Annotated in this window: 26 protein-coding genes; 13 read left to right on the top strand and 13 right to left on the bottom strand. The window is 67.9% G+C overall.

From position 1 onward, the window contains the following. Positions 1-30: 30 nt before the first annotated feature. The 4 genes from J2852_RS27390 (at position 31) to J2852_RS27405 (ending at position 6,244) form a co-directional block, all read left to right on the top strand. Positions 31-1,995, top strand: coding sequence for a PAS domain-containing protein (locus tag J2852_RS27390; RefSeq protein ID WP_209881820.1), 1,965 nt, complete (start codon positions 31-33; stop codon positions 1,993-1,995). 304 nt (positions 1,996-2,299) lie between these two features. Next, positions 2,300-2,860, top strand: coding sequence for an Hsp20/alpha crystallin family protein (locus J2852_RS27395; protein WP_209881822.1), 561 nt, complete (start codon positions 2,300-2,302; stop codon positions 2,858-2,860). A gap of 53 nt (positions 2,861-2,913) precedes the next feature. After that, positions 2,914-3,792 (top strand): universal stress protein, encoded by an 879-nt coding sequence (locus tag J2852_RS27400; RefSeq protein ID WP_209881824.1) that lies wholly within the window; start codon positions 2,914-2,916, stop codon positions 3,790-3,792. A gap of 313 nt (positions 3,793-4,105) precedes the next feature. Next, positions 4,106-6,244: a putative bifunctional diguanylate cyclase/phosphodiesterase gene (locus tag J2852_RS27405; RefSeq protein ID WP_246500027.1), complete on the top strand. Its 2,139-nt coding sequence runs from the start codon at positions 4,106-4,108 to the stop codon at positions 6,242-6,244. A 27-nt stretch (positions 6,245-6,271) separates the two neighbouring features. On the opposite strand, the gene J2852_RS27410 is transcribed toward J2852_RS27405, so the two are convergent. Both J2852_RS27410 and J2852_RS27415 read right to left on the bottom strand, forming a co-directional pair. Continuing rightward, a complete protein-coding gene (locus J2852_RS27410) occupies positions 6,272-7,252 on the bottom strand; it encodes a S1C family serine protease (RefSeq protein ID WP_209881828.1) in 981 nt (326 codons plus the stop codon). A 76-nt stretch (positions 7,253-7,328) separates the two neighbouring features. Beyond that, positions 7,329-8,387: a DUF808 domain-containing protein gene (locus J2852_RS27415; protein ID WP_209881830.1), complete on the bottom strand. Its 1,059-nt coding sequence runs from the start codon at positions 8,385-8,387 to the stop codon at positions 7,329-7,331. 127 nt (positions 8,388-8,514) lie between these two features. Here J2852_RS27415 and J2852_RS27420 point away from each other — a divergent pair, with 127 nt between their 5' ends. The 5 genes from J2852_RS27420 to J2852_RS27440 are packed head-to-tail and all read left to right on the top strand — an operon-like array spanning position 8,515 to position 10,917. Then, the gene (locus J2852_RS27420; RefSeq protein ID WP_211112359.1) at positions 8,515-9,159 is read left to right on the top strand and encodes a TetR/AcrR family transcriptional regulator; all 645 of its coding nucleotides are present in this window, start codon (positions 8,515-8,517) and stop codon (positions 9,157-9,159) included. Beyond that, the gene (locus J2852_RS27425; protein ID WP_209881832.1) at positions 9,152-9,616 is read left to right on the top strand and encodes an SRPBCC family protein; all 465 of its coding nucleotides are present in this window, start codon (positions 9,152-9,154) and stop codon (positions 9,614-9,616) included. Before J2852_RS27420 ends, J2852_RS27425 begins: the two co-directional genes overlap by 8 nt. An 18-nt stretch (positions 9,617-9,634) precedes the next feature. After that, positions 9,635-10,072, top strand: a complete 438-nt coding sequence (locus J2852_RS27430) for a VOC family protein (protein ID WP_209881834.1) — start codon at positions 9,635-9,637, stop codon at positions 10,070-10,072. Next, complete coding sequence (locus tag J2852_RS27435) at positions 10,069-10,539, top strand: VOC family protein (protein ID WP_209881836.1); 471 nt, start codon at positions 10,069-10,071, stop codon at positions 10,537-10,539. Before J2852_RS27430 ends, J2852_RS27435 begins: the two co-directional genes overlap by 4 nt. A 12-nt stretch (positions 10,540-10,551) precedes the next feature. Further along, positions 10,552-10,917 (top strand): DUF1428 domain-containing protein, encoded by a 366-nt coding sequence (locus tag J2852_RS27440; RefSeq protein ID WP_209881838.1) that lies wholly within the window; start codon positions 10,552-10,554, stop codon positions 10,915-10,917. A 28-nt stretch (positions 10,918-10,945) separates the two neighbouring features. On the opposite strand, the gene J2852_RS27445 is transcribed toward J2852_RS27440, so the two are convergent. From J2852_RS27445 to J2852_RS27460, 4 genes are all read right to left on the bottom strand, one after another. Next, positions 10,946-11,413 (bottom strand): c-type cytochrome, encoded by a 468-nt coding sequence (locus J2852_RS27445; RefSeq protein ID WP_343206833.1) that lies wholly within the window; start codon positions 11,411-11,413, stop codon positions 10,946-10,948. A 36-nt stretch (positions 11,414-11,449) separates the two neighbouring features. Further along, a complete protein-coding gene (locus J2852_RS27450) occupies positions 11,450-11,956 on the bottom strand; it encodes a DUF411 domain-containing protein (protein ID WP_246500029.1) in 507 nt (168 codons plus the stop codon). Between the two features lie 155 nt (positions 11,957-12,111). Further along, complete coding sequence (locus J2852_RS27455; RefSeq protein ID WP_209881840.1) at positions 12,112-12,531, bottom strand: hypothetical protein; 420 nt, start codon at positions 12,529-12,531, stop codon at positions 12,112-12,114. Between the two features lie 105 nt (positions 12,532-12,636). Then, positions 12,637-13,716 (bottom strand): PA0069 family radical SAM protein, encoded by a 1,080-nt coding sequence (locus tag J2852_RS27460; RefSeq protein WP_209881842.1) that lies wholly within the window; start codon positions 13,714-13,716, stop codon positions 12,637-12,639. Positions 13,717-13,879: 163 nt separating this feature from the next. Between J2852_RS27460 and J2852_RS27465 the strand changes: the two genes are divergently transcribed. Next, complete coding sequence (locus tag J2852_RS27465) at positions 13,880-14,353, top strand: glycine zipper 2TM domain-containing protein (protein ID WP_209881844.1); 474 nt, start codon at positions 13,880-13,882, stop codon at positions 14,351-14,353. Between the two features lie 7 nt (positions 14,354-14,360). On the opposite strand, the gene J2852_RS27470 is transcribed toward J2852_RS27465, so the two are convergent. The 6 genes from J2852_RS27470 to J2852_RS27495 all read right to left on the bottom strand — a co-directional run bounded on the left by J2852_RS27470 (position 14,361) and on the right by J2852_RS27495 (position 22,037). Further along, on the bottom strand, positions 14,361-15,374 hold the full coding sequence (locus J2852_RS27470; RefSeq protein WP_209881846.1) for a 4-(cytidine 5'-diphospho)-2-C-methyl-D-erythritol kinase: 1,014 nt from the start codon (positions 15,372-15,374) through the stop codon (positions 14,361-14,363). 94 nt (positions 15,375-15,468) lie between these two features. Next, positions 15,469-17,214, bottom strand: coding sequence for a tetratricopeptide repeat protein (locus tag J2852_RS27475; RefSeq protein ID WP_209881849.1), 1,746 nt, complete (start codon positions 17,212-17,214; stop codon positions 15,469-15,471). A 103-nt stretch (positions 17,215-17,317) separates the two neighbouring features. Further along, entirely contained in the window at positions 17,318-18,307 is a 990-nt protein-coding gene (locus J2852_RS27480) for a phosphotransferase family protein (RefSeq protein WP_343206834.1), read from the bottom strand. 17 nt (positions 18,308-18,324) lie between these two features. Then, the gene (moaB, locus tag J2852_RS27485; protein ID WP_209881851.1) at positions 18,325-18,861 is read right to left on the bottom strand and encodes a molybdenum cofactor biosynthesis protein B; all 537 of its coding nucleotides are present in this window, start codon (positions 18,859-18,861) and stop codon (positions 18,325-18,327) included. Continuing rightward, a complete protein-coding gene (locus J2852_RS27490) occupies positions 18,848-20,809 on the bottom strand; it encodes a lytic transglycosylase domain-containing protein (protein ID WP_246500030.1) in 1,962 nt (653 codons plus the stop codon). The genes moaB and J2852_RS27490 overlap by 14 nt, the downstream gene beginning before the upstream one ends. A gap of 364 nt (positions 20,810-21,173) precedes the next feature. Further along, positions 21,174-22,037 (bottom strand): uracil-DNA glycosylase, encoded by an 864-nt coding sequence (locus tag J2852_RS27495; RefSeq protein ID WP_209881855.1) that lies wholly within the window; start codon positions 22,035-22,037, stop codon positions 21,174-21,176. Between the two features lie 138 nt (positions 22,038-22,175). Here J2852_RS27495 and J2852_RS27500 point away from each other — a divergent pair, with 138 nt between their 5' ends. From J2852_RS27500 to J2852_RS27510, 3 genes are all read left to right on the top strand, one after another. Continuing rightward, positions 22,176-23,822, top strand: coding sequence for an electron transfer flavoprotein-ubiquinone oxidoreductase (locus J2852_RS27500; RefSeq protein ID WP_209881857.1), 1,647 nt, complete (start codon positions 22,176-22,178; stop codon positions 23,820-23,822). A gap of 409 nt (positions 23,823-24,231) precedes the next feature. Then, the gene (locus J2852_RS27505) at positions 24,232-24,462 is read left to right on the top strand and encodes a hypothetical protein (RefSeq protein WP_209881902.1); all 231 of its coding nucleotides are present in this window, start codon (positions 24,232-24,234) and stop codon (positions 24,460-24,462) included. Between the two features lie 86 nt (positions 24,463-24,548). Next, positions 24,549-25,088, top strand: a complete 540-nt coding sequence (locus tag J2852_RS27510) for a hypothetical protein (RefSeq protein ID WP_209881859.1) — start codon at positions 24,549-24,551, stop codon at positions 25,086-25,088. An 8-nt stretch (positions 25,089-25,096) separates the two neighbouring features. On the opposite strand, the gene J2852_RS27515 is transcribed toward J2852_RS27510, so the two are convergent. Beyond that, on the bottom strand, positions 25,097-26,077 hold the full coding sequence (locus J2852_RS27515; protein ID WP_209881861.1) for an endonuclease/exonuclease/phosphatase family protein: 981 nt from the start codon (positions 26,075-26,077) through the stop codon (positions 25,097-25,099). Positions 26,078-26,082: the final 5 nt, after the last annotated feature.

Genomic DNA, 26,082 nt, shown 5'->3' on the forward strand with positions numbered 1-26,082 from the left:
CAGTGGTTTGATCCGGGGGCGGCCGTTACAATGGCCATTAGCCCAAAACGCATTCTCGCCGACAGTCCGCAACCAAAAATAGAGCCGATGCTTTCAGAATTTTCCGGCGTCGACTTCAAGGCGCTGCTTGAGGCGGTGCCGCACCCCTACATGCTGCTGGATCGGGAACTGCGCTACGTCTGGGCTAACGCCGCGTATCTGCAGGTCACCGGACGCGACTTCCCGAGTTTGGCCGGGCGGCACATCTTCGAGGCGTTTCCTCCCGGCCCCCACGATCCCGATGATGCCAGCGCAGCGCTCCTTCGCGCCTCTCTCACGCGGGTCCTGGAACGATGCCAGCCGGATACCCTGGCGCTCATCCGGTATGCCATTCCAACCGCAGACGGCATGGCCTTCGAAGAGCGGTACTGGAGCGCCACCCACACGCCCGTTCTCGACGAGCAGGGCAGGGTTCGTTTCATCCTTCAGCAGACGAACGACGTCACGGAACTTCAGCGCCTGCGGGAGGCCGCCAAGGGCACCACCGGCAACGAGCCCCGGGGGGCTTTGGCGACGATCGAGGCCGGGCTCTTCCAGCGTGCGCAGGCCGTTCAAGAGGAAAACCGCACGTTGGACGCCGAGCGCCGACGCTTGCGTGAGCTTTTCCGGCAGGTGCCGGGATTCATTGCCGTTCTGAGAGGACCGGAGCACGTCTTCGAACTGGCAAACGATGCCTACTGCGCGATCGTCGGCCGCAGCGACATCATCGACAAACCCGTCGTCGACGCTCTTCCGGAGATCCGGGAGCAGGGGTTCCTTGAGTTGCTCGACGGCGTGCTGACATCCGGGCGCCCGTTCGTTGGGCATGACATGCAGGTTCGCCTGCAGCGCCAGCCGGGACAGCCGCTTGAGGAGCTTTTTCTGGATTTCGTGTACCAGCCGATCGTTGACCTGGACGGAACGGTCTCCGGCATCTTCGTTCAAGGCAACGACGTGACGCGGCGCCGCCGCTCGGAAGAGGCGTTGCGTGAAAGCGAGGCGCGCGCGCGGCTGCAGCTTCTCGAGGTCGAAACCTTGTACCGCACAGCCCCCATCGGCTTGGGCCTGTTCGATCGCGATCTGCGCTTCCTGCGGGTCAACGAGGCGCTCGCCGCGATAAACGGCCCGTCGGTGGAAGAACATCTCGGCCGCTACGCCTGGGACGTCGTTCCAACCCTTCGCGAGGCGGCCGAACCCCTGTTCCGTCGAGTGTTCGACACGGGAGAGCCGGTTCTCGGAATCGAGTTGCATGGAAGCACGCCAGCTCAGCCCTCAATCGAGCGCGATTGGATCGAGGACTTTTATCCCTTGAAGGCAGCGGACGGGACCGTGATCGCTGTCGGCGTCATCGTCCGCGAGGTGACGGAGCAGCGACGGCTGGAGGAGCGGGAGCGCCTGCTCACTGCTGAGTTGCGCCACCGGCTCAAGAACATGTTCGCCATGGTCGAGGCGCTGGCCGCGCAAACGGCCAAGAGCGCGCCGTCGGTGCCGGAGTTCCAGAAGCGTTTCATCGGGCGCATCCGGACACTCGCCGCGGCCCAAGATCTTTTGGCAATCGGTCCGGTGAACGGAGCGGTTGCCCTTTCGGAACTGGTCAGCTCGGCGCTTGCTCCTTTCGTCGGCACCGAGAGCCGGATGCGGGTGGCCCTCGTGGACTCCCCGATTGCCGCGCACGTGGCGTCGAATCTGGCTTTGGCTCTGCATGAACTGGCCACCAACGCGACCAAGTACGGCGCACTGTCCGTGCCGGGCGGGTGGATTACTCTGACGGCCAGCCTCGATGCGTCGGACGCCGGACGGGAACTCTGTCTGGAGTGGCGCGAAGCGGGCGGGCCGGTTGTCCGGCGTCCGCAGCGCCAAGGCTTTGGAACCCGGTTGTTGGAGCGTGTGATTGCCGGACAGCACCAGGGTCGCGTCGCGTTGGCCTGGGAGGAAACGGGGCTTGTCTGCCGTATATACCTGCGGATCGACGGGTAGTGACGTGATCTCCGGTTCCCGAACAGTCGGCTAAGCACAGTCGGCTAAGCTCGGTTCGCCCACGAGGAAGGCCGAACCCGATAACGGGGAAACGGAGGCGACATCGGGCGGAGTTCAAGGCGAAGGTGGCGCCGACGGCGATCCGGGGCGAGCTGACGGTGTCGCGGCCCGTCGCCAAGCCTTCGCGCAGATCGCAAACATCCATGGGGAAGGGGCGTTTAATCCAGGTTAATGCACCGCCGCGCCATTGGCGCGATACTGGAAGCCGTGACGACTTCATCCGATCAAGAAACAGGAGGAAGCCATGGCCGACACGAAGCTGACGGATAAGTCCAGGCAGGACACCAGGCAGGACACCCCCACCGGCACGGCGGCGCGGCAGTTGGCCGAACGCAACCGGCACCCGCTGATGGCCCTGCGTGACGAGTTCGACCGCCTGTTCGACGAAGCCTCCTCGATGTTCCGCTTCCCCTGGGGGCCGCGCTCGTCCTTCGGGATGGACCCGCTGCTGCGCTCCGACGCGGTTACGGCCTTCACGCCGCCGGCCGAGGTCGAGGAGCGCGAGAGCGAGTACCGGGTGTGCCTGGAAATGCCGGGCATGGACGAGAAGGCGGTGAACATCGACCTTCAGGACGATCTGTTGACCATCAAGGCGGAGAAGACCGACGAGACTGAGGAGAAAGGCGCCAACCGTTACTTCTCCGAACGGCGCTACGGCATGTGCGCGCGCTCGTTCCGGCTGCCGGCCAATGTCAACCGCGACGCCATCGCGGCCAGCATGAAGAACGGCGTGCTCACCATCACCCTGCCCAAGACGGAGCCGAGCCAGCCGTCCAAGCGCCGCATCGACATCGCCACGGGCTGACGCCGCCGTTCCGTCATGGAAACCAAGGTGGTGCCGGGCTACCGGAGGGACCGATGATCAAGCACATCCTTACCCTGGCCAGCGGAAGCGCCTCGGACGCGAACCTGTTGGCAGATGCCTTCGATCTCGCGCAGCCGTTTTCCGCGCATGTCGATGTCCTGCACATCCGGCGCGATCCGCGCCGTGGCCTGCCGGTCCATGGCGAGGGGATGTCGCTGGAGGCGATCGAGTCGATCGCTGCGGAGGCGGAACGGAAGGCGGTGGAGACCGCCGCGACGGCCCGGCGGACCTTCGAGCAGGCCGCCGCGGATGCTTCGGCCGCGATCTCCGACAGGCGTGCGGACGGCATGACCGCCCGGTGGCGCGAACTCGTCGGTGAGGGCCCGTATCTGCTGGCGGCGGAGGCGCGGTTCGCCGACTTGACGGTGCTGGCGCGTCCGGCCGGCGCACCGGAACCGTTGGGCGTGCTGGAAGGCGCCCTGTTCGAATCCGGCCGCCCCGTGCTGTTGGCGGGTGGCGGGATGACCCGGCTGGACAGCGTGGCCATCGCGTGGAACGGCAGCCCATCGGCGGTGCGGGCCGTGGCGGGGGCATGGGATTTCATCGCCCGCGCGTCCACTGTCTCCATTCTGGTTGTGGAGCAGGGGGTGGTGAACAGCCTGACTTCAGCGATCACCGGCCGGATCCCTTCCGATCCTGAACGGCTTGCCGAGCATCTGGCGTGGCACGGCGTCCAATCCTCGATCCGGAAAGTCGGCCGGGAAGGACGGTCGGTCGGCGAGGCGCTGGCGCTGGCGGCCAGGGAGCAGGGCGCCGGATTGCTGGTCATGGGCGGCTATGGGCACAGCCGCCTGCGCGAAATCGTCCTGGGCGGCGCGACGCGGTATGTGCTGAGCCACGCGGTCGGCTGTCCGGTGCTGCTTGCCCATTGACGGCTTGCCCATTGACTGCGCCGTATCGATCTGGCCGTTCCCGTGACAAAACGCCCGGATGGGTTGATCGATTTTCGGCGCTCGTCTATACCGAACGGGCTAAGACTTTGGACTAAAATTACTATCGCCCGGAGGCTTGGGCCAGCAGGTCCGCGCGGAGGTTGCGCGAACTGGCGGCGAACATTCGCAATGAGAGGTATGGACTCGCTCCGAATCGTTGGAAAACGGACCGTGAGCGGTCATAATGACAACTCGGCTACGGTATTCTTTGCCCCGGTCCCGACCGGAGCCATCTTGGAAAGCGGATTCGGTTTTGTCCAAAGAGCCTGCGGCACAGCATGAGGACCCCGGCGGACCACGTGTCCCAGCCCTGCCGCGCGCCCCGGATTTCCTGGCGTCCCTGGCGTCCAGCTTCCTCGATCACGCGGCTTTCGCGCTGGTCTATCTGGACGGCGAACGCCGCTGCCTGCACAGCGACGAACGCTTCGCCGCCGCCGTGGGGCGCACGCCGGACACGCTGCTCGGCCAGAACCTTGCCGATCTTGACCACGCCTTCACACGCGCCATCGTCCGCGCCCTCGACAGTGCGGCGGAGACCGGCACGGCGGCTCCGGTGGATTGTGTTGTCGACCACGCGAATGGCCGCCGCGCGGTCCTGACCGGCTGCGTCGTACCGCATCGGGACGGGGAGGGAGCGGTCGGCGGCTTCCTCGGCGTGTTCCAGGACGTGACCGATCCCGAACGCATCGCGGAGTTCGTGACACGGCGGGATCCCTTCGTGGCGACTCTGCTGGACGCGGCGGTGGACGGCGTCGTCGTGGCCGACCGGCGCGGCATCATCCAGACGATCAACCAAGCCTGCTGCACCATGTTCGGCTATGACGAGGCCGAGCTGATCGGGCGGAACCTGTCGGTGCTGATGCCCACACCCTTTGCGCGGGACCACGACAAGTACATCCACACCTACCTGGAAACCGACCGCGCCAAGATCATCGGCATCGGTCGCGATTCGCTCGGTAAGCGCAAGGACGGTTCCGTTTTTCCCATCCACCTCAGCGTGGGGCAGGCCAAGCTGGGACGGGAGGTCACCTTCGTCGGCATCCTGCGCGACATTTCCGACCGGCTGGCGGCGGAGCAGCGCGCCTCCTATCTGGCGAGGCACGATCCGCTGACCGGCGTGCTGACCCGCACCGCTTTTCTGGAAGAGTGCGAGGCGGTGCTGACCCAAACGCCGTCGGGCGAGGGGCAGGGGCATTTCGCGCTCTACACGCTCGACGTGGACCAGTTCAGCGACATCAACGAGGCGTTCGGCTTCCACGTCGGCGACGCGGCACTGAAGGCCATGGTCAGCCGCGTGACCGAGGTGCTGCCCCAGCAGACCTACGTCTGCCGCATCGCCGCCGACGAGTTCGCAGCCCTGTCGCGGGTGGACAGCGCGGAACACGCGCAGAATCTTGCCGACGTGCTGCACGACCGGCTGACCGCCTCCATCTACGCCGACCGCCATTGGGTGCGGCTGCGCCTGTCCATCGGCGCCGCCGTGCAGGACGGCGACATCAACACCCTGGAAGAGTTGAACGCCAAAGCGAAGCTAGCGCTCCAGGCGGCGCAGCATGACGGCGGCAACGCCGTCTGCTTCTACACGCCGGAAATGGCCGCCGCGGCGACGCGGCGCATGCTGCTGACCATGCACCTCGCCCACGCCATCGAGCGGAACGAGCTGCACATGGTCTACCAGCCCATCGTCGAGGGAAAATCCGGTCGCGTGGTCAGCGCCGAGGCGCTGCTGCGCTGGACGCACCACACGCTGGGTCCGGTGTCGCCGGGCGAGTTCATCCCGGTGGCCGAGGAAAGCGGCCTGATCGTTCCCATCACCGACTGGGTCCTGTCCACGGTCGTCCGGCAGATGGCGCTGTGGGACAAGGACGGCGTGCTGCCCGAGCGGGTGTTCATCAACATCTCCGGCCAGCAGTTCCTGCGCGGCAACCTGACCCACCGGCTGGAAGAGCTGCTGAGCCAGAGCCCGTCGCTCCACGCCCGCCTTGGGCTGGAGATCACCGAGCAGGCGGCGGTCCGCGACCTGAAGGCCGCCGTGCGGACGCTGACCGAGCTGGCCTCGATCGGCGTGCAGGTGGCCATCGACGACTTCGGCTCCGGCTATTCGTCGCTCAGCTACGTGCAGCAGTTGCCGGTGTCCAAGCTGAAGATCGACCGGGCCTTCGTCATCGACGTGCCGGAGAACGTCAAGAACAACGCCCTGGTCCGCGCCGCCGTGGGTATGGCGCACGGTCTTGGCCTCGTCACCGTGGCGGAGGGCGTGGAGACGCCGGAGCAGCACGATTTCCTGGTGTCGGTTGGCTGCGACCTGTTGCAGGGCTATCTGTTCGGCCGCCCCATGCCGCCGGAGGCCTTCGCCGAACTGGTGCGCAAGCAGGTGGTCGTCCCCGCCTGAATCAACGCCGGATCAATCAACGCCGGATTAATGCCGGGGGCCGACCTTCAGATAATCGTTGCGGTCGGCTGACCCGATCCGCACGTCGAAGACGTCGCCCTCGCGCTCCAGGGTCAGCGGCACATCCACCCCGGCCGAGCCGAGCGCCCACAAAGCTCGATAGAACTCCGCCAACGAGGCGACCGGAGTGCCGGCGACCGCTCGCACGGTGTCGCCGGCGCGCAATTCGGCCTTCTGCGCCGGGCCGTCGCCGGCCAGCCCGACCAGCACGATGCGCGACCGCTCGTCCTCCGTGGCGTAGAGGCCGAGCCAGGGGCGCGACGGTCCGCTGACCCGGCCCAGCGTCAGCATGTCGTCCAGAATGGGCTTCAGCAGGTCGATGGGCACGCTCATGTTCAGGGGCATGACGCGCCCGCCCTGCACCCGGTATTGCAGCTGGAGCGACCCGATGCCGAGCAACTCGCCCTGCGCGCCAAGCAGCGCCGTCCCGCCCCAGTTCGGGTGGGCGGGGGCGGTGAAGATGGCGTCGTCGAGCAGATATTCCCAATAGCCGGCGAACTCCTGCCGGGCGACCACCTGGGCCGACAGGGAGTGATGGCGCCCGCCGGCCCCGCCGACCACCACCGGCTCTCCCGCTTCCGCGCGGCGGGAGTCGCCGAGCCGCAGGGCCGGCGCGCCGAGCGGCGACAGCGCCTGGACGAGGCCGAAGCCGGTGACGTGATCGTAGGCCACGACATGCCCCCGTGCGGCGCGGCCCTCGTTGGTGGTCAGCCAGACCTCCTCGGCCTCAACGATCAGGTAGCCGATGGTCAGCACCAGCCCGTCGTCGCGAATCACGGCGCCTTGACCCGCCCGTTCGGTTCCCAGCGCCTCCGCCGTATAGGCGTCTTCCGGAACGGTCGCGCGCAGGGACACCACGGAGGCAAGCGCCTGCTCCAGATCGTAGGCCAGATCGCCGGGATCGGGCTGGAACTCCGGCGGGATGCGCCAGTCGTTGGACGATGGCATTCAGGTCTCCTTCGGTGGGCGGCAGCGTGCCGCCCATACCGGCAAGGTGGGTACTGCGCGGTCCCGAAAACAGGCGTCAGCCTTTCTGCGTTCGGAACAGCGGCAGCTTTCGGAACAGCGGCGCCACGACCTTGTGGACGAGGGGGATCAGAACCGCGCCGACGGCAAGGCCGAACAGGCCCGACCCGGCGGCCGTCACCAGCCATTCCACCGCCGCAGCACCAGCCGGCACGGCGTGGCCGATGGCCACGGCGACGTTGTGGATCGCGTGCCCGATGGCCGGGACGCCGTAGCCCTCCAGCCCGTGGACGATGATGCCCCCGCCGACCCACAGCATCGCGGCCGTCCCGACGATGCTGAGCAGCTTGAGGAAGAAGGGCATGCCATAGACCAGGGCGCGGCCGATCCCCTGGGTCAGGGGGCGCAGCGCCCGGTCGGCGCCGCCCGCCTCCCCGGCGCCGGAATCGCGCAGGCCGAGCAGGCTGGACGCCGGCCGGCCGTTTTGCGCCAAGGCCACGCCCGCGTCGTCCGCCTTCACGATCAGGGCCACCGACCCATAGACCACGATGGTGATCCCGGTGCCAACAATGGCGAGGATGATCGCCTGCGACCAGAAGGAGGAGGTCTCGGCCGCAACGGTGGACAGCGTGATCGCCATGATCTCGGCCGACAGGATCAGGTCGGTCTTGATCGCGCTGGCGACCTTTTCCTCCTCCAGGCCAGTGGCGTCCTGGCCCGGTTCGGGGACCTGTCCGCCTGTGCCGTGGTGTTCGGCGTGCGGCCACAGCGCCTCGTAAACCTTCTCCGCCCCCTCGTAGCAGAGGAAGGCGCCGCCCAACATCAGCAGCGGGGTGATCGCCCATGGCGCCACGAGGCTGAGCACCAGCGCCGCCGGCAGCAGGTACAGCAGCTTGTTCTTCAGGGAGCCCACAGCGATTCGCCCGACGATGGGCAATTCCCGGTCCGCCGTGAAGCCAACCACGTAGCGGGGCGTCACCGCCGCGTCGTCGACGACGACCCCGGCGGCCTTGGCGCCGGCCTTCGTCGCCTGCGCGGCGGCATCGTCGAGCGAGGCGGCGGCGACCTTCGCCAACCCGACCACATCGTCCAGCAGTGCAATCAACCCGGTGCTCACGCGGAGCGCTCCCCTCAATGGCTGCAACGTCCGTGTGTAACACACGAATGCTGCGAACGGCTTGGTCACTGCGCCTCAGGCCCCGGCCTGTTGACAAACATACCAACCGTACGGTATTTATGCGGGCATGCCGAGACCCACGAAACATCACCCCGAGCGCGGCGACGCCCGCACCCGCCTCCTCGAAGCGGCGCGGGACGTCGTACGGGCCAAGGGCTTTGCGGCGACCTCGGTCGACGACCTCTGCAAGGCGGCCGGAGTCACGAAGGGCGCGTTCTTTCATCATTTCGAGAACAAGGAGGCGCTCGGCATCGCCGCCGCCGCCTACTGGGCGGAGACGACCTCGGCGTTCTTCGAGGGCGCGCCCTATCACCGGCTTGAGGACCCGTTCGACCGACTGCTCGGCTATGTCGAATTCCGCAAGTCGATCATCGACGGCGAACTCGCCGCGTTCACCTGTCTCGTCGGGACCATGGCGCAGGAGGTCTACGAGTCGTATCCCGCGATCCGCGAGGCTTGCGCCGCCAGCATCTTCGGTCACGCCGCGACGCTCGAACCGGATATCGCGGCGGCCATGAAGGCGCGCCGGATCGAAGCCGACTGGACCCCGGCGAGCCTCGCGGCACACACCCAGGCCGTCCTCCAGGGTGCTTTCATCCTCGCGAAGGCGACGGGCGAGCGCGCCGTCGCGCTGGAAAGCGTCGATCACCTGAAGCGCTATCTCACGCTGCTCTTCTCGCAGCCCGAACCGAAAGGGAGCACCCATGACTGATGCCGAGAGCGATCTCGTTCTGACCCGCACCCTGGATGTGCCGCGTGACAAGCTCTGGCGCTGCTGGGTCGAGCCCGAACTTCTCAAGCAGTGGTTCTGCCCCAAGCCCTGGTACGTTTCGGAGGCGCGGATCGACCTGCGCCCCGGCGGAGAGTTCTTCACGCTGATGAACGGCCCGGACGGCGAGCAGTTCGGGGAGGCCGGCGTCTTTCTCGAGGTGGTGGAGAAGGAGCGTCTGGTGTTCACCGACGCCTTTCGCCCCGGCTGGCGGCCTTCGTCGCGCGCCTTCATGGCGGCCGAGGTGCTGTTCGAGGACGCGGGCGCCGGCCAGACCCGCTACACCGCGCGCGCCATGCACTGGAGCGTCGAGGCGCGCAAGGAACACGAGGCGATGGGCTTTCACGAGGGCTGGGGCAAGGCCACCGACCAGCTCCTGGCCCTTGCTAGAACGCTTTGAAAACAGGGAGGAAAATCCATGGAACCGACCATCTATCTTTGCTTCAACGGCAATTGCCTGGAGGCGATGACCCATTACGCCGAAACCCTCGGCGGGGAGATCACCTACGTGCTCCGCAACGCCGATGCGCCGGGCGCGGAAAACCGCATGCCCGGCGGCGATGATCTCGTGATGAACATGGCGATGAAGCTGGGCGCCGCCACGATCATGGCCTCGGACGTGCCGGACGGCATGTATGACACGCCGAAGGGCTTCGCGGTGTCGATCGCCCCGCCGTCGCGCGCTGAGTTCGACCGCATTTTCGAGGCGCTGGCGAAGGACGCCAAGTCGATGGGGATGCCGCCCGGCGAGACCTTCTGGGCCGAGCGCTTCGCCATGTTCACCGACCGGTTCGGTACGCCCTGGATGCTGAATCACGCCGGTGCGAAAGAAGCGGGCAGGGAGGCATCCCAATGACCGAGCCTCGGAAGGTTCGCACCTGCCTCTGGTTCACGCGCCGGGGGATCGACGCCGCCCGATTTTACGTGAGCCTTCTGCCGGACAGTCGCATTGACGCCGTGTTCGACCACGGCAACCCCGACGATCCCCTGGTCGTCGAGTTCACCCTGGCCGGTGCGCCGATGATGCTTCTGACGGGCGGTGAGATGTTCAAGCATTCGCCCGCCGCCTCGATCAGCGTGCTTACGAAGGATCAGACTGAGACCGACCGCCTGTGGTCCGCCCTGCTCGCCGACGGCGGCAAGGAAAGCATGTGCGGCTGGCTCACCGACCGGTTCGGCGTGTCCTGGCAGATCGTGCCGGACGTGCTGCCCCGGCTGCTCAACGATCCGGACGCCGAGGCCGCATCCCGCGCGCGGAATGCCATGATGCGGATGAACAAGATCGACATCGCGGCGCTCGAAACGGCCTTCCAGTCAGCCTGAAGGAGAGGGGACATGTCCTACATCGACGGTTTCGTGATTGCGGTTCCGACTGCCCGCAAGCAGGAGTTCATCGATCACGCGAGCAAGGCCGGCAGCCTGTTCAAAGAGCTCGGCGCCACGCGCATTATCGAATGCTGGGGCGACGACGTGCCCAATGGCACGCTGACCGACTTTCGCAGGGCCGTGCAGGCGACGGAAGACGAGACCGTCGTCTTCTCCTGGGTCGAATGGCCCAACAAGGCCACACGGGACGCCGCCATGCAGAGAATGGACGACCTTATGAAGACCGACGACCGGTTCAATCCGGAGAAGAACCCGATGCCGTTCGACGGCAAGCGGATGATCTTCGGTGGGTTTGCCCCGGTCGTCGAGCTTTGAGCGTCGGCCGACGGCCTCGGTCCGCTTCCTACTTCCGCGCACGCTCGCTCATGGCGGCGTGGCGGCGGCGGGTGTCTTCGGGCCAGGTGCTTTTGATGTAGGCGAGGACGGCCCAGATGTCGGCGTCGCTCAGCACGCCGCCGAAGGCGGGCATATCGCTCGCGTATCCGGGAGGGGCGAACGCCGTGACGCCTTGCTTCGTGATCTTGAACAGATCCTCGTCCGGGTGATGCCAGGTGTGCCCGGAGGCGTCGTGCGGCGGCGCGGGCAGACGGCCGTCCGGCTTGCGGCTTTGCCACTCCGGCTGGCCTTCGAGCCGCGCGCCGTGACACGACGCGCAATGCTCCGCGTAGACTGCTTGACCTTGGGCAACCTGCGCGGCGTCGGCCGGATCGGCGCCAGGCTTTGGACCCGCGACCATGACCGCGGCGGTGGCGATGACCAGCGCACCCACGGCCAAGCCGATTCCGGCCTTTAGTTTCACGGAATTCTGCACGCCGACCTCACCGTCACCGGTTGTTCACGCCTTGCTTCAGTGACGGGCATAGATCTTGTTTCCATCGGGGGTGCCGAAGATGACGACATCGTAGGGCTGGCCCGGCATGTCCATTCCCGGTGCGGACTGCGGCATGCCGGGGGCGCTGAGGCCCTTGGCCTGCGGCCGTTCGGCCAGCATCCGCCGCACGTCGCTGGCCGGCACGTGGCCTTCGACGACATAGCCGCCCACAACGGCCGTGTGACAGGACATCAGGTCCTCCGACACCCCCTTGGCGGCCTTTACCGGATCGACGTTCTCGATGGTATGGACCTTCATGGTGAAGCCGGCGGCTTCCATATGCTTCACCCACCCGCCGCAGCACTCGCAGGTGGGCGACTTCCACACCTCGACCTCCTGGGCCGATGCCGGGGTGCTGCCGCCGAAGAACGCCATGCCGCCGAGGGCGGCCGCGCCGATCAGGGCTACGCCGAAGACCGCAGCCGCTTTCCGTTTCGCGGTCGCATCCGATGCCGGGGCAGCCTTGTTCCGTGTGTTCGTCATGTCTGTCTCGCTTGAACCTGAGAGGGGAGCCGGCGGGAGCACGATATCGGCCCGCTCGCCACTGGTGGCGGTGGTGTCCACCGGCTTGTTCGACCCGTCGGTTTCGCAGAGCCAAGGCTCCGGTGGAACGCGGGCGGACTCGGGGCGTCAGAGGATCAGAGCGGAGGACGGAGAGCGGGACCGATGCCGATCCCTTCCGGCGTGGCCAGGGCCGGCAAATGAGAGGACGTGTTCAGGCGAGGGATGAACGCATCGACCGCCGCCGTGGGAAGAGCGCCATGCATGGTGATGCACTGGGCCGCGCTGCAGCAGGCACCATTGCCCAGCAGGCGGAAGTCCTCGCATGGCCCCTGCCCGTGCTCTTGCTCGGCCAGGGTGGCGACGGATTGCTGGTGGTACGTCCGTTCGGCATGGCTCGGCGGGGCATAGATGAGCAGCGCGGCCAGCAACAGCAGGCTCACCACCACCTTCCTCACCGTCGACAGCATCCCGCGATGCATGGCGATTGCCTCATCCTTACCGAAGGCCGCGCGGCGATGAACGGCCCGCCGGCCTTTTTGAAAACCTAGGATCATTCCCCGGCCCATGCAACACCGTGGTCGTCCGGCCGGCAGACCGCGCGAGGGATCGGAGAGAAGCGGTGAGTTTCCCGAAGAGCCTGTGATGCGGCCATGGCGTCGTTAGAACAATGCCAGTTGATCGCCCGGTGCCGGTGGCGGCTTGAAGTCGGCGCAGTTCAGGTCGGCATCGCGGCCGTTGAGGCCAAGGCGCTTGCAGGCCAGCTTGAAGCGTTTCGACAACAACTCCGCGATGGGGCCGGAGCCCTTCATCCGTGTCCCGAACTGCGACCTGTAAAGGTCCCCGTCGCGGCACTGGCGGATCAGGCTGAGCACGCGGTCCGCCCGGTTTGGCGCGTGCTCGCGGAGCCATTCCTCGAACAGGCCGGCGATCTCCAGTGGCAGGCGCAGCAGAATGTAGTTGGCCTGGGTCGCTCCGGCCTCCGCCGCAGCGGTGAGGATGGCTTCCAGTTCATGGTCGTTCAGCGCCGGAATCATCGGGCTGGCGAGTACGGCGACCGGCACGCCGGCCTCCGTCAATTCCCGCATGGCCGCAAGGCGCCGGTGCGGCGTGCTGGCGCGCGGCTCCATCCGGCGCGCCAGATCGCGGTCGAGCGTGGTGAGGGACAGGGCGACGTTGACGAGCCCCCTAGCCGCCATGGGCGCCAGGATGTCGATGTCGCGCAGGACTAGCCCCGACTTGGTGATGATCATCACGGGCTGGTTGAAATCGCGGCAGACCTCCAGGATCGCGCGGGTGATTCGTTCCTCCCGCTCGATGGGCTGATAGGGATCGGTGTTAGCGCCCAGCGCCAGAGGCTGGCAGTGGTAGGACTTGGCCCGCAGTTCGGCGGCCAGGAGTTCGGCCGCGTTGGCCTTGCGGAAGATCTTCGTCTCGAAATCCAAGCCGGGCGACAGGCCGAGATAAGCGTGGGTTGGGCGGGCAAAGCAATAAATGCACGCATGCTCGCACCCGCGAAATGGATTTATCGATCTCTCGAATATGACATCGGGAGACGTGTTTTTGTTGATGATGGTTCGCGCGGTGTCGTCGAACACAAAGGTCTGAATTTTTTCCGTTACTATATCGCTGCTGTCCCAGCCGTCGTCCACGGCGACGCGCGTCTCGCGCTCGTACCGTCCGCTGCGGTTGCTGATCGCCCCGCGTCCCTTGCGCGCTATGTCCGGCAATTCATCCACCATACGCGGAGCATGGCATGGCAAATAGAACAAATCAAGAACATTGGCGCCGTGGGATCGTCGTCTGCGGGCTACTCAAAAATGTCATGCCCTGCCTCGGTTGATCGATGGAAGAACACTCAAGCCTCAGGTGTTCACCTGGGCAAGAGCGTTTCCTGGAGTTTCCATGATGAACATCCGCTTCGCCCCCAAGGCCCTGGCCGTTGCCGTGATGGCCGGCGTGGTTGCCCTCGGCGCCGGTGCGCCGCCGGTTCTGGCCGATCCGCCGCCGTGGGCGCCGGCCCATGGCTGGCGCGCGAAGCACCAACATCACCACCACTATCGCGGACATGACTACGACGAGCGGGTCGTCATCGTCCGCCGCCCACCGCCGGTCGTCCACTATGTCCCGGCGCCGGTGATCGTGGAGGAGGAGCCGGTGATCGTTCGCCGCGCGCCGCGCGTGGTGCGTCAGGTGGCGCCGGCTTCGGATTGCGGTCTGCTTGACGGCGATCTGGTCGGGGTGCTGGGTGGTGCGGCGGTCGGCGGGCTGGTCGGTTCGCAGTTCGGGAAGGGCGACGGCAAGCTGGCGACCACGGCGGCCGGTACGCTCGGCGGCGCGATGCTCGGCGGCGCCTTGACGCGGGGCGGGCGCTGCTGACTTTGGGTCAGCCCACGCCCCAGCCGCCGGTGTCCGGGAAGGGCACGGGCGGCGGCGGGGCGGACCCGGCCGGAGACGCAACCGCGCCCTTGGGCAGCGGCGGCGCATCCGCCGAGGTGGGCAGCAGGCGCGCGGCCTTCACCCACCAGTTCGGCTGCGCTCCCTGGACGAGCGCGGCGGCGGCTGTCGCCTCGTCCGCCGTGGCGTAAAGGCCGAAGCAGGTCGCGCCACTGCCCGACAGGCGGGCCAGCAGACAGCCGGGCGTGGCTTCCAGCGCCGACAGCACGTCGGCGATTGCTGGGGCGACGGTCAGCGCCGGTTCGGTCAGGTCGTTGCGGCGCTCGCGCAGCAGGGCGGCCAGCGCGGCGGCGTCGTGCGGTGTTTCGGTGAAACGCGCCGGCTCGGAGAAGCTTCCCTTCCGCGCCTTGAACACGGCCGGGGTGGGCACCGGGACGCCGGGGTTGACGAGAACGACGTGCGTTTCGGGCAGGGCCGACGCCTCATCCAGAACGTCCCCGATGCCGCCGAAATAGCAGGCCTGCCCGGCGAGGCAGACCGGCACGTCGGCCCCGAGGGAGGCGCCGACCTCGTAAAGCGCCTGTTCGGTGACCGGTACGCCCCACAGCCGGGCGAGGCCGCGCAGGGTCGCCGCCGCGTCGGCCGAACCGCCGCCGATGCCCGAGGCGATGGGCAGTGTCTTTTCCAGGGAAATCATCGCATCGGCCTCGCGGCAGAGCCGGGCGGCGAGGGCGTAGGCGGCGCGGATGACGAGGTTGTCCGACGGGTTCCCATCCATCAGGGCCGGGCCGAACGGGCCGGAGATGGCGAGGCGCGGCCCCACCGGGGGCAGTGTCACCCCACGCAACGCCACCCGCGTCACGCCCGGCCGCACGGTCACAGTGTCCGCCACGTCGGCGAAGGCGACGAGGCTGTCCAGCTCGTGGTAACCGTCGTCGCGGCGGCCGACCACATGCAGGTACAGGTTCAGCTTTGCCGGCGCGGCTTCGGTGAAGGCGTCCATGACGGGTCCCCAGCGGTCGACGATCCCCTCCTCCCCCTGGGGAGAGGGGGTGATCCTATCGGCTGGGGCGTCTCAAGCAAACAAAAGCTTCGCCTTACTGAACCTTCGCCCGCTCGGCCTGGGCGGCCTGGCGGTCGGTCAGGCCCTTGTCGAGCTTGGCGCGGATGTCTTCCTTCAGCGGCTCTTCCTCGGCCGTGCGCAGGGCGCGGTTCCACTGGAAGCGCGCCTCGTTGCGGCGGCCGACGCGCCAATAGGCGTCGCCAAGGTGGTCGTTGATCGTCGCGTCGGTCGGCTTCAGCTCCACCGCGCGTTCCAGCTTGTTCACAGCCCCCTCGAAGTCGCCGAGACGGTAGAGAGCCCAGCCCAGGCTGTCGATGATGTAGCCATCCTTGGGGCGCAGCTCGACGGCTTTCTCGATCATGCCCTTGGCCTTGTCGAGGTTGACGCCCCGGTCCACCCAGCTGTAGCCGAGATAGTTCAGTAGGAAGGGCTCGTTCGGCTTCAGCGCCAAGGCAGCCTGGAGGTCGCGTTCGGCGTCGGGCCAGCGGTCGATCTTGTCATAGGACATGGCGCGGGCGTAGAGCACGGCCCAATGCCGCTCCTCCAGCTTGCCCATGCGCTCCAGCGCCTTGGTGTAGGTGGCCGCCGCTTCGTCGTAGCGTTTGGCGGTGCGATAGAGGTCGCCGAGGCGGACCAGCGCGTCGATGCGTTCCGGCCGTTCGGATGAGAGCTGGGTCAGGCCGGCGATGGCCTCGTCGTTGCGCTCCAGCCGGGCGAGGCTTTCCGTGGCGCGCAGCCGAGCGGCCCAGCCGAGCACCGGATCCTTCTCCAGCGCCTTGAACTCGGTCAGCGCGTCGGCGTGATGGTCGCGGCTGTCCATGATGTCGCCGATCATCAGGCGGGCCAGTTGCAGATCCGGGCGCAGGTGAAGCGCGAGCCGGCCGAACAGCAGCGCGGTTTCTTCCGCCCCCTCGTGGTGCAGGGCGCTGCCCAGGTCGAACATGGCTTCGGCAAGGCCCTGCTTGGCGTCGCCCACCACCGGGGCGGCGGTCTTGCCCTCGGCCAGCGCCTTCAACGCCGGCTCGATCATCAGGCTTTCCGGGTTGTCGGCGCGGAAGGATTCGTAGAGCTTGCGCGCGTCCTCCTTGCGGCCGTTGCGCTCGTAGAAGCTGCCGACCAGCTGGACGACGCGCAGCGGCGCCTCCTTGTCCACCACCTTGGCGTAATGCTTGGCCGCCTCGTCCTTGCGGCCGCCCAGTTCCAGGACAAGGGCGGCGTGCAGGTCGTGCAGGGCGGCGAAGCCGCTGGCCGAGGCGAGCGGGCTGAGCGCCTGAAGCGCTTGATCGGTCTTGCCGCGCGCCACCGCCAGCCAGGTGTCCAGCAGCGGGCCGACATACTTCGCCATGCCTTCCTTGGGCATGCGGGCGGCCATCGCCTCGGCCTCGTTCAGCTTGCCCCGGCTCAGGTTGTCGGCGACCAGAAGGGCGATGGCGAGCTGCGGGTCGGGATCCTTGTCCAGCATCCGCTTGGCAAGGTCGCGCGCCGCGTCGATCTGCCCCTCGCCCAGCTTCAGCAGGTAGGTGCGGCGAAGCAGGGCCATATCGCCGGGATCGGCCGACAGGGCGTGGGCCATGAACTGCGCGGCGGCGCGCCAGTCGTCCTGATGCTGGGCGAAGCGGCCGGCCAGATAGCTGCCGGTCGCCGAGGTCAGGGGCAGGCGTTCGTTCGCGCCGGGCGCGGCACCCGCGCCGGTCGCGGGCAGCCAGCCCACCGTCGAAAGAAGCACCACGGCCAGGGCCGTTTTCCCGCCTCGGAAGTTCGTGCCTCGGAAATTCGTCATGCCGCGCTCACCTGCACACACCGGGGGTGTTGAAAAGGGCCGAAGGGGAAAGCGTAAGGCGCCATTCCTTGACCCATCATTAACCACGCGGAACGCTGGGGTGCTACCGCCAATCGCGGCTTACCCGTTCGACGGTGTCCGGACGGAGAACCTCGTCCACATGGCTGTCCATATGGGCCGACAGGGAGTCCGGCATGTCCGGCGACAGGCTTGCACCCTCCACCTTCCAGCGCGCCATCCATGACAAAGTGCGCAGCCAGGTGAGCCGCCGCAAGGGGCGCAGCCACGGACGGGTGGTTTCTGCAAGAATAGGAGGCACGGCAGCCTCCCAGGCGGACAGAAAAGCTGTGACTTCTTGGGGACTGAGCGCCGCCGCGACCTCGCGATCCCACTTGGTCGAGGTGTAGAGGCTGGCGTGGGCGAGGTCGATGGCCGGGTGGCCGTAATGCGCCTTTTCCAGGTCGGTGAACCATGCCTTGCCGGTGGTGTCGATCAGGAAGTTGCCGGGATGCACATCGCTGCCGACCAGCGTGATGGGTGAAGGCGCGTCGAGGGTGAAGGCGCGCGCATCCGCCAGCTCCGCCTGGATGCGGGCGAGGGCGGCGGGCTCCAGGCCGGCGCGCTCGAACCAGACGGCTTGCCGCTCGACCACCGCCAGGGTCGCCGCCACCGGATCGGCCGGGGAGGGCAGCGGTGGGCGTGCCTCCGCCTCCGGCAGGGGCAGGCGGTGCAGGGAGGCCAGCGCCTGGGCGATGGCCGGCATGTCGCCGGGCAGGCGCGGGGAGCGGCCGGCGATCTCCGTGACGATCAGCGCGCCCATGGGTAGCCTGCCGTCCGGGGGCAGCACGGCGACCAGTTCCGGCGTGTGGCCGCTGGGTGCTGCCCTCTGGAAGGCGGCGGCCTGCTGGCTCAGGTTGGCGGCGGGGTCGAGGCCCAGCTGGCTCCAGCGCGGCACGCGGGCGACGAGGCCCCGGCCCTTCAGCCGCACATGGTCGTGCGCCACGCCCTTGCGCGGCATCGGCTCCAGCGCGTCGGGCGGCAGGCCGGCGAAGGCCGGAAGGCGCGCGAGGGCGCCGTGCAGGGCCGGGATCACGTCGGGCCGCGCACGGGTCAGGCCTGATGTTCCCGCAGGCGAGGCATCAGTTCGACGAGGTTGCAGGGGCGATGGCGGTTGTCGAGCTGCCAGACCAGGATGTCGTCCCAGGCGTCGCGGCAGGCGCTGGGCGAGCCCGGCAGCGCGAAGATGTAGGTGCCGTTGGCGACGCCGCCGGTGGCGCGGCTCTGGATCGTCGAGGTGCCGACCTTGGCGTAGCTGAGATACCGGAACAGCTCGCCGAAGCCGGGGATGGGCTTCTCGAACAGGGCCTCGACCGCTTCGGGCGTCACGTCGCGGCCCGTCACGCCGGTGCCGCCGGTGGTCAGCACCACGTCGATCCGCGGGTCGGCGATCCAGGCCTGGACCTGCGCGCGGATGCTGGCGATGTCGTCCTTCACGATGACCCGGGCGGCCAGCGTGTGCCCGGCGCCGGTCAGCCGCTCGACCAGCGCGTCGCCGGAACGGTCATCCTCCGGCGTGCGCGTGTCGGACACGGTCACGACAGCGATGTTGACGGGCAGGAAGGGGCGGGACTCGTCAATCTTCGGCATGGCTGGCCACCTGGGTCGGACGGGCGTCCACCGGCATATAGACCGGCCAGCCGCCGGCCGCAACGGCGTCCAGCGATCCCGTCTCCTGCCCCAGGCGCAGGCGGTAGATCCAGAAGTTGGCGACAACCTTCTCCACATAGTCCCGCGTCTCGGCGTAGGGCAGGCTCTCGATGAAGAGAAGGGGATCGGTAACGATCTCGGCCAGGTCCTTGCGCCAGCGCATCAGCGTGCCGGGGCCGGCGTTGTAGGCGGCGGCCATCAGGAACAGGTTGTTGCCGATGTCCGAACTGTTCAGAAGCTCCGCGAGGTAGCGCTGGCCCAGCTCCATGTTGGTGGCCGGGTCGAACAGGCCGGCGCGCCCGGTGTCGGCCTCGCCGATGTCGGCGTTGCGCTCCTGCACGTGCTGGGCGGTGGAGGGCATGATCTGCATGAGGCCGGTCGCCCCGGCGGAGCTGACCAGTCTCGGGTCGAAGCGCGATTCCTGGCGCATCACCGCGAAGACCAGCGCGCGGTCCACGGCGAAGCCGTCGCGCGGCTTCCAGTAGGGCAGGGGGTAGAGCGCGGCGGTGTAGGGCGCGCCGTCCGGCCCGGTCACCGCGTTGCCGACCTGAAGCGCCAGCGCCGGCAGTCCGGCCCGGTCGGCCAGCGCCACCAGCGCCTGTTCGGCCAGCGCGTCGCCGCGCGGGTGGATGCGCTGCAACTCCAGTTCGGCCATGTCGCGCTGTCCGGCCTGGAGCAGGGCGATGGCACGGTTGCCGGACGGCTTGTCGGCCAGTGCCTTGAGGTGCTGGCCGGTCAGCTCCGGAGTCTGCCATTGCAGACTGCCGACGCCGCCCAGCGTGCGCTGCGCGACGAGACCATAAAAGGTGTGCGGGAAGCGCGCGGCGGCGGCGAGGTGGGCACGCGCCTCCTCGTTGCGGCCCTTCTTGGCGTGCGCCCGCGCCGCCCAATAGTCGGCGGCGGCGGCCATCCAGGGTGAGCGCGGCCGGGCGGCGGCCATGGCGTCGAAATGGCGGGACGCGCGGTCGTGCTGCTTCAGCCGCCACGCGGCGAGCCCGGCGATCCAATGCGCGTCGGTCACGACGTCGCCCGACCGGGCGGCGCTGGCTGAGGCAAGCGCCAGGGCCTGTGACACCTCCCCGCTGTAGTAGAGCGAGGCGGCGACGCGCGCCCGCGCCCGGTCGTACTGCACCGAGTCGAGGTTGCGCCCGACCTCGTCCTGGCCGAGCAGGGCCAGGGCGGCGCCCGGCTTGCCCTCGCGCAGCAGTTCCTGCACGCGGGCGACGGCGGAATGGTCGGCGCGCGGGCGCGTGGTGGTGCGGCTGCGCGGTGCGACGGTGATTTTCTCTTCGGGTTCGGCCTCGCCGACCTTGTCCTCGCCGGCCTTCTCCTCGGCCGTCTTGTCGTCCGCGATCTTTTCCTCGGGTGAGGGATCGGGCTCGGGACGCAGGCCGCCGAGCCGTTCCAGGGAGCCGGTCAGGCGCACCCCGTCGTCGCCGCGCGGCGGCTTGGGCGCGCGCTGGCCGGCGGGCTGGCGGCGCTGGGCGAGGTTGTGGATGCGCTCCGCCCCGGCGTGATCGCCGAAGCGCTGCATCCAGTCGGCCAGTTCGTCGTAGCTCGCCTTGCGGTCGGGGTGCAGGTAGCGCTGGCGCAGCACGTAGCCGACTAGGCGCTTGTCCTTCAGCAGGCGGATTTCCCAGTCGGCCGCCTCCCACTCCCCCTGTTCCTGGAGGGCGAAGACGCGGCGGTAACGGTGGGCATCCTCTTCCGTCAGCTGGACCGAACGCGCCTCGGCGTCCGCGGCCAGAAGCAGGGGCTGGTCGGCGCGTTCGAAGCCCGGCGGAATGACGGGACGTCCATCCGGCGCGTGTATGACAAGGGCGGCCTGGGCCGAGCGATAATCGCCGGCCGGGTCGGGGGCCGCGCACAGCGCAGCCGCCAGTCCCAAAGCCCCCAGGAGTTTCCGCCGCAGCGAGACGGGTTTTGCTGCACTGCAAGATATCCGGAGCATGGAAAAGGTCTAACCTCTTGGCGCGCGAACCGCAAGAAGACGATTCGCATGGCCCGGTCGAGGCGCCCGTATTCACGATGCTTTTCAGCGACTTAGCTCGGCTGGAAAAATCGCTCTAACCCGACCGTAAGACCCGATTGGCGCAAGGTCATGCGTCATTCTGTCGTGTTCGGCGCATGCGCCTAGCGGCGACTTTCCGGTTCTTACCGATCGTTCGGAGTGTCTGGACATTGCTTCGAATATCTACGCTCTCCACAAGAAAGACTAGTTGCGCCGAAAACGATCAAAAAAGAACAATATTCTAGATGTTTAGAATCTTCTGTTTCAGGGCCAGCAGGTCGCGCCACGCCTCCCGCTTGGCGATGGGGTTGCGCAGCAGATAGGCGGGGTGGAGCATCGGGATGACCGGCACCGAACCGGGAAGGCCGGGCGAGCTGTAGTCGAACCACTGCCCGCGCAGGCGCGTGATGCCCTCCGCCCGGTTCAGCAGTGTCTTGGCCGAGGTGCCGCCCAGCGGCACCAGCACCTTCGGGCCGATCAGCTCCACATGCCGCTCCAGGAAGGGCAGGCAGGCGGCGATCTCCGCCTGCGTGGGGGAGCGGTTGCCGGGCGGGCGCCAGGGCAGGATGTTGCTGATGTAGACGTTGGTCCGGTCCAGCCCGATCTGCGCCAGCATGCGGTCCAGCAGCTTGCCGCTGACTCCGACGAAGGGCTTGCCCTGCCGGTCCTCGTCCTCGCCCGGCGCCTCGCCGATCAGCATGACGCGGGCGTCCGGGTTGCCGTCGGCGAACACCGTGTTCATCGCCGTGGCCTTCAGCGGGCAGCCGTCGAAGGCACGCAGGGCGGATTCCAGTTCCTCCAGCGTCCGGGCCTCCTTGGCGCGCGCCCGCGCGCTGGCCCCGGCCTCGCTGGCGCCGAGCGGCTGGGACGCGGCCGGGGCGGGCGCGTAGGACGCGGCGCGCGGAGTCGCGGCCGGAGTGGCGCCCGGACGCGCCGCGCCCCCGCCCGGCGGCGGCGCCATCGGCGCGCGCGCGACCGCCGGACGGGCGGCGAAGGTCGTCCAGTCCGTGGGCTCGTCGCTGATGGCCTCGTCGCAGCCGATGTCCGCGTGCCAACGCAGGGCGGCAAGGATGTCGGCCGCTGGGGTGTGGCTTGGGTCACTCATCGTTTGACCTTAGCACGGCTCCTGTGGTCTTACATGGACTTAGATACCCATTTTGGCGGATGCGAACGGCATCCACCGCCTCCGGGAATACCGCATCGGACCCCGGCGGCGGCAACGACAATCGGGAGATTTGGGGTCATGGATCGCGAACCGCGCGAGGTGATGGAATACGACGTCCTCGTCGTCGGCGCCGGCCCGTCCGGCTTGAGCGCGGCCATCCGCCTGAAACAGCTCGCCAATGAGGCCGGGCAGGAGCTGTCGGTCTGCGTGATCGAGAAGGGCTCGGAGGTCGGCGCCCACCTGCTCTCCGGCGCCGTGTTCGAGCCGCACGCGCTGGACGAGCTGATCCCCGACTGGAAGGACAAAGGCGCGCCGCTGACCACGCCGGCCCGCGAGGACCACTTCGTCTTCCTCACCGAAACCAAGGCGCACAAGTTCCCGGTCACCCCGCCGCAGATGAACAATCACGGCAACTTCATCATCAGCCTCGGCAACCTCGCCCGCTGGATGGCCGCCCAGGCCGAGGAGCTCGGCGTCGAGATCTACCCCGGCTTCGCCGCCGCCGAGGTGCTGTACGACGAGCAGGGCGCCGTCAAGGGCGTGGCCACCGGCGACATGGGCATCGGCAAGGACGGCGCGAAGACGCCCAACTACACCCCGGGCATGGAGCTGCACGCCAAGCAGACCATCTTCGCCGAGGGCTGCCGCGGCTCGCTGACCAAGACCCTCTTCGACAAGTTCTCCTTGCGCGACGGCGTCGATCCGCAGACCTACGGCCTCGGCATCAAGGAGCTGTGGGAGATCGACCCCGCCAAGTCCCAGCCCGGCCTGATCGTCCACACCATCGGCTGGCCGATGGACGCCAAGACCTACGGCGGCTCGTGGCTGTACCACATGGACGGCAATCTGGTGTCAGTCGGCTTCGTCGTCGGGCTCGACTACGCCAACCCGCACCTCAGCCCGTTCGAGGAGTTCCAGCGCTACAAGACGCACCCGGCCATCCGCCCGACCTTCGAGGGCGGCCGGCGCATCGCCTACGGTGCCCGCGCGCTGTCGGAGGGCGGCTTCCAGTCGATCCCCAAGCTGACCTTCCCCGGCGGGCTGATCGTCGGCGACGCGGCGGGCTTCCTGAACGTGCCCAAGATCAAGGGCAACCACACCGCCATGAAGTCGGGCATGGTGGCGGCGGAAGCCGTCTATGAGCACCTGACCGGCGGCAGCAACGGCCGCGAGGTGACCGAATACCCGGAGCGGTTGAAGGCGTCGTGGGTGTGGTCGGAGTTGCACGCGGTGCGCAACATCCGACCGGGCTTCCAGAAGGGGCTGTGGGCGGGGCTGGCCAACGCGGCGTTCGAGACGGCGACTAGGGGCAAGTCGCCGTGGACCTTGCACCACCACGCCGACCACACGACGCTGAAGAAGGCTGCCGAGGCGCCGCCGATCGTCTACCCCAAGCCGGACGGGGTGGTGTCGTTCGACCGGCTGTCCTCGGTGTACCTGTCGAACACCAACCACGAGGAAAACCAGCCGGCGCACCTGACGCTGCGCGACGCGGAGACGCCGATCCGGGTGAACCTGGCGCTGTACGACGCGCCGGAGACGCGCTACTGCCCGGCGGGGGTGTACGAGATCGTGCGCGCCGAGGACGGCACCGCCCCGCGCCTGCAGATCAACGCGCAGAACTGCGTGCACTGCAAGACCTGCGACATCAAGGACCCCACCCAGAACATCAACTGGGTCGTCCCCGAGGGCGGCGGCGGGCCCAACTATCCTGGCGGCATGTAACAACAGCGGCATGTGACGGGGGAGGGCGATCACGCTCCTCCTCGCGTCCCCAAAGGCTCGGCGGCGTGCAGCCGCCAGCCGGGGACGAGGTGCGCCAACAAGAGGTGCACCGACACGGTTGCCGGAATCGTCTTCGTGCAACGGTGCGAAGTTCATCAACAGCCTATTTTTATGGCCGATCCAGCAGCCACCACAGCGCGAACAGGATGACGCTTTGCTCCGGTTTGGCGAGTGGGGTGGTTCGGCGCATTGGAATCGTACGGCGTTAACCAACAATTCGCGGTTGAGCGTTGTCAGAGCGACAATTTGCCCGTCGTTTGTTAACGAATGCTCGCCAACCCACCTTGCAGGTGCGGCAAAAATTGCCTACTCTCCTCCGTAGGCGTGTGGACAGGGAGGAGTGCGAACCATGGGCGTCACCGGCATCGGCGTCTATCAACAGCCGTACACGACCCCGCTGAGCAGCGGCCCGGCGGCCGCGCAGCAGACCAAGCAGGCGGACCCGAACCAGGAGGCGCAGGCCGCCGACGAGGCGCGGCGCCAGCAGGGCCAGCAGAATCAAACCCAGCAGAATCAGGCCCAGCAGGGCGGCGGGTACACGACGCCGACCCGTGGGCAGAACCTGAACATCACCGCCTGACCGAAGGGCGTTGTCGGTCGTCGATGGTCTGTTCGCGGCGACGGGAACCGAAGGTCGTGTGAACTGAAGCGAAAGGCGGGGCAGCGATGGAAATCCGAAGCGTTTCCAGCATCCCGGCGAACCGGCCGGCGGCAGCCGCCGTCGCGTCCGCGACCGCCGCCCCCACGAACGCTTATGCGGCGCGGTCTCCAAGACCAGACGATGGCCAGTCCAACGGCGGCTTCATCAGTCCGGTGCTCCGCTACGACCAGATCGCGCGCGTTGCGGTCCTTTATTACCGCGACACCGACACCGGCGAGACCAAGGACCAGATCCCGGCCGAGCGCGTCGTCGAGGAATACCGGCGCAACGCTGTCCGCCTCGGTAGCGGGGCAGGCGAATCGTCCGATCGGGCGGGGACGACAACCGGGAGCGGGGCGGCGGAACCCGGTGCGATGGAATCGTCTTATACGCCGACCTATACGCCGACATCGGACGGCGGCTCCGGCGTCGGTTCGGCCCCGTCCACCGTGCCCGGCTACGCCGCCTCACCCGCGCCGGGGGGCTTTTCCGGCGGTGGCGCGTCTGTGTCGGCTGGCACGAGTAGCGGCGGCGCGCCGGGCGGGCTGGTGTCCGTCACGGTGTAGGCAGCGTTTCACCCCGGCATTTCAAAGGTCGCGACCACCGGGGCGTGGTAGCTCTCCGGGGAGTGGCTGACAGTCGCGTGGGCGATCAACTCGTCCCCCAGCGCTTCGTTGTGGATTTCCGCCGTGCGGAACCAGCCGAGCAGGCCGCGTGACACCAGAAGGTGGTCGAGCATCACCGCCTCGCCTCCGTGCAGCACGGAAAAGCGCCGCTCCTCGGGCACCGAACGTTCCAGAGGCACCAGCGCCCGCCCGGCCAGATGGCCGTTGCCCGTCTCGTCCAGATCGGCGCGGATGATGCGGACCGGGGTCTGCTCCATTTCCGCGTTGAGGTCGCCCGCCACCACGATCAGCGCCTGTGAATCGGCGTCGAACACCCGATCCACCGCCAGCCGCGTTTCCAAAGCCTGCCCGGCCCGCTTGATGGCGGCGAGGTAGAACCCTTCGGCCCAGCCGCCGACCGTCTTCCAGGTGGAGGCGTTCTTCTTCTGCCCCGGCACCGGTGCTGCGATGGGCGCGCGCAAGTGCAGGTCAAAGACGTGCAGCCGCTGCCCGCCGGGAAGCTCGATCTCGGCGTGCAGGACGGGGCGGTCCCAGGTGACGGGATCGGAGGACGTGGTGGCCGGGTCGGCGGTGACGAGGCGCATCTGCGGCGCCGGCACCAGATCGTGGCGATGGAGCCGCGCCTCCACGATGGGCCAACGGCTGAGCAGCACGAGGTTGTGGCGGTCGGACAGTTTGTGACCCGGATCGCCGGCCGTGCGGTGAAAGCCGGCGTAGGGCGTCCCCTCCAGCAGGCGGTCGAGCGCGCGGAAGATGCGCGGCTCGCCCTTGGCGATGCGCTGGGCGTTGACCTCCTGAAGGCAGAGGATGTCGGCGTTCAGCCGCTCCAACTGGGGACGCAGGACGGCGACGCGCTCATCGAAAGGCGGCTCGGCCGTGTCGTCCAGGCTTTCCAGGTTGAAGGTGGCGATGCGGAAGCTTCGGCTCATGGCCC

The organism is Azospirillum soli, assembly GCF_017876165.1.
Classification (GTDB): Bacteria; Pseudomonadota; Alphaproteobacteria; order Azospirillales; family Azospirillaceae; genus Azospirillum; species Azospirillum soli.

Bases quoted from the DNA above. Each gene is read 5' to 3' on its own strand.
- J2852_RS27390 (WP_209881820.1), top strand. From the start codon at position 31: ATGGCCATTAGCCCAAAACGCATTCTCGCCGACAGTCCGCAACCAAAA.
- J2852_RS27395 (WP_209881822.1), top strand. From the start codon at position 2,300: ATGGCCGACACGAAGCTGACGGATAAGTCCAGGCAGGACACCAGGCAG.
- J2852_RS27400 (WP_209881824.1), top strand. From the start codon at position 2,914: ATGATCAAGCACATCCTTACCCTGGCCAGCGGAAGCGCCTCGGACGCG.
- J2852_RS27410 (WP_209881828.1), bottom strand. From the start codon at position 7,252: ATGCCATCGTCCAACGACTGGCGCATCCCGCCGGAGTTCCAGCCCGAT.
- J2852_RS27420 (WP_211112359.1), top strand. From the start codon at position 8,515: ATGCCGAGACCCACGAAACATCACCCCGAGCGCGGCGACGCCCGCACC.
- J2852_RS27425 (WP_209881832.1), top strand. From the start codon at position 9,152: ATGACTGATGCCGAGAGCGATCTCGTTCTGACCCGCACCCTGGATGTG.
- J2852_RS27430 (WP_209881834.1), top strand. From the start codon at position 9,635: ATGGAACCGACCATCTATCTTTGCTTCAACGGCAATTGCCTGGAGGCG.
- J2852_RS27435 (WP_209881836.1), top strand. From the start codon at position 10,069: ATGACCGAGCCTCGGAAGGTTCGCACCTGCCTCTGGTTCACGCGCCGG.
- J2852_RS27440 (WP_209881838.1), top strand. From the start codon at position 10,552: ATGTCCTACATCGACGGTTTCGTGATTGCGGTTCCGACTGCCCGCAAG.
- J2852_RS27450 (WP_246500029.1), bottom strand. From the start codon at position 11,956: ATGACGAACACACGGAACAAGGCTGCCCCGGCATCGGATGCGACCGCG.
- J2852_RS27455 (WP_209881840.1), bottom strand. From the start codon at position 12,531: ATGATCCTAGGTTTTCAAAAAGGCCGGCGGGCCGTTCATCGCCGCGCG.
- J2852_RS27460 (WP_209881842.1), bottom strand. From the start codon at position 13,716: ATGGTGGATGAATTGCCGGACATAGCGCGCAAGGGACGCGGGGCGATC.
- J2852_RS27465 (WP_209881844.1), top strand. From the start codon at position 13,880: ATGATGAACATCCGCTTCGCCCCCAAGGCCCTGGCCGTTGCCGTGATG.
- J2852_RS27470 (WP_209881846.1), bottom strand. From the start codon at position 15,374: ATGGACGCCTTCACCGAAGCCGCGCCGGCAAAGCTGAACCTGTACCTG.
- J2852_RS27475 (WP_209881849.1), bottom strand. From the start codon at position 17,214: ATGACGAATTTCCGAGGCACGAACTTCCGAGGCGGGAAAACGGCCCTG.
- moaB (WP_209881851.1), bottom strand. From the start codon at position 18,861: ATGCCGAAGATTGACGAGTCCCGCCCCTTCCTGCCCGTCAACATCGCT.
- J2852_RS27495 (WP_209881855.1), bottom strand. From the start codon at position 22,037: ATGAGTGACCCAAGCCACACCCCAGCGGCCGACATCCTTGCCGCCCTG.
- J2852_RS27500 (WP_209881857.1), top strand. From the start codon at position 22,176: ATGGATCGCGAACCGCGCGAGGTGATGGAATACGACGTCCTCGTCGTC.
- J2852_RS27505 (WP_209881902.1), top strand. From the start codon at position 24,232: ATGGGCGTCACCGGCATCGGCGTCTATCAACAGCCGTACACGACCCCG.
- J2852_RS27510 (WP_209881859.1), top strand. From the start codon at position 24,549: ATGGAAATCCGAAGCGTTTCCAGCATCCCGGCGAACCGGCCGGCGGCA.
- J2852_RS27515 (WP_209881861.1), bottom strand. From the start codon at position 26,077: ATGAGCCGAAGCTTCCGCATCGCCACCTTCAACCTGGAAAGCCTGGAC.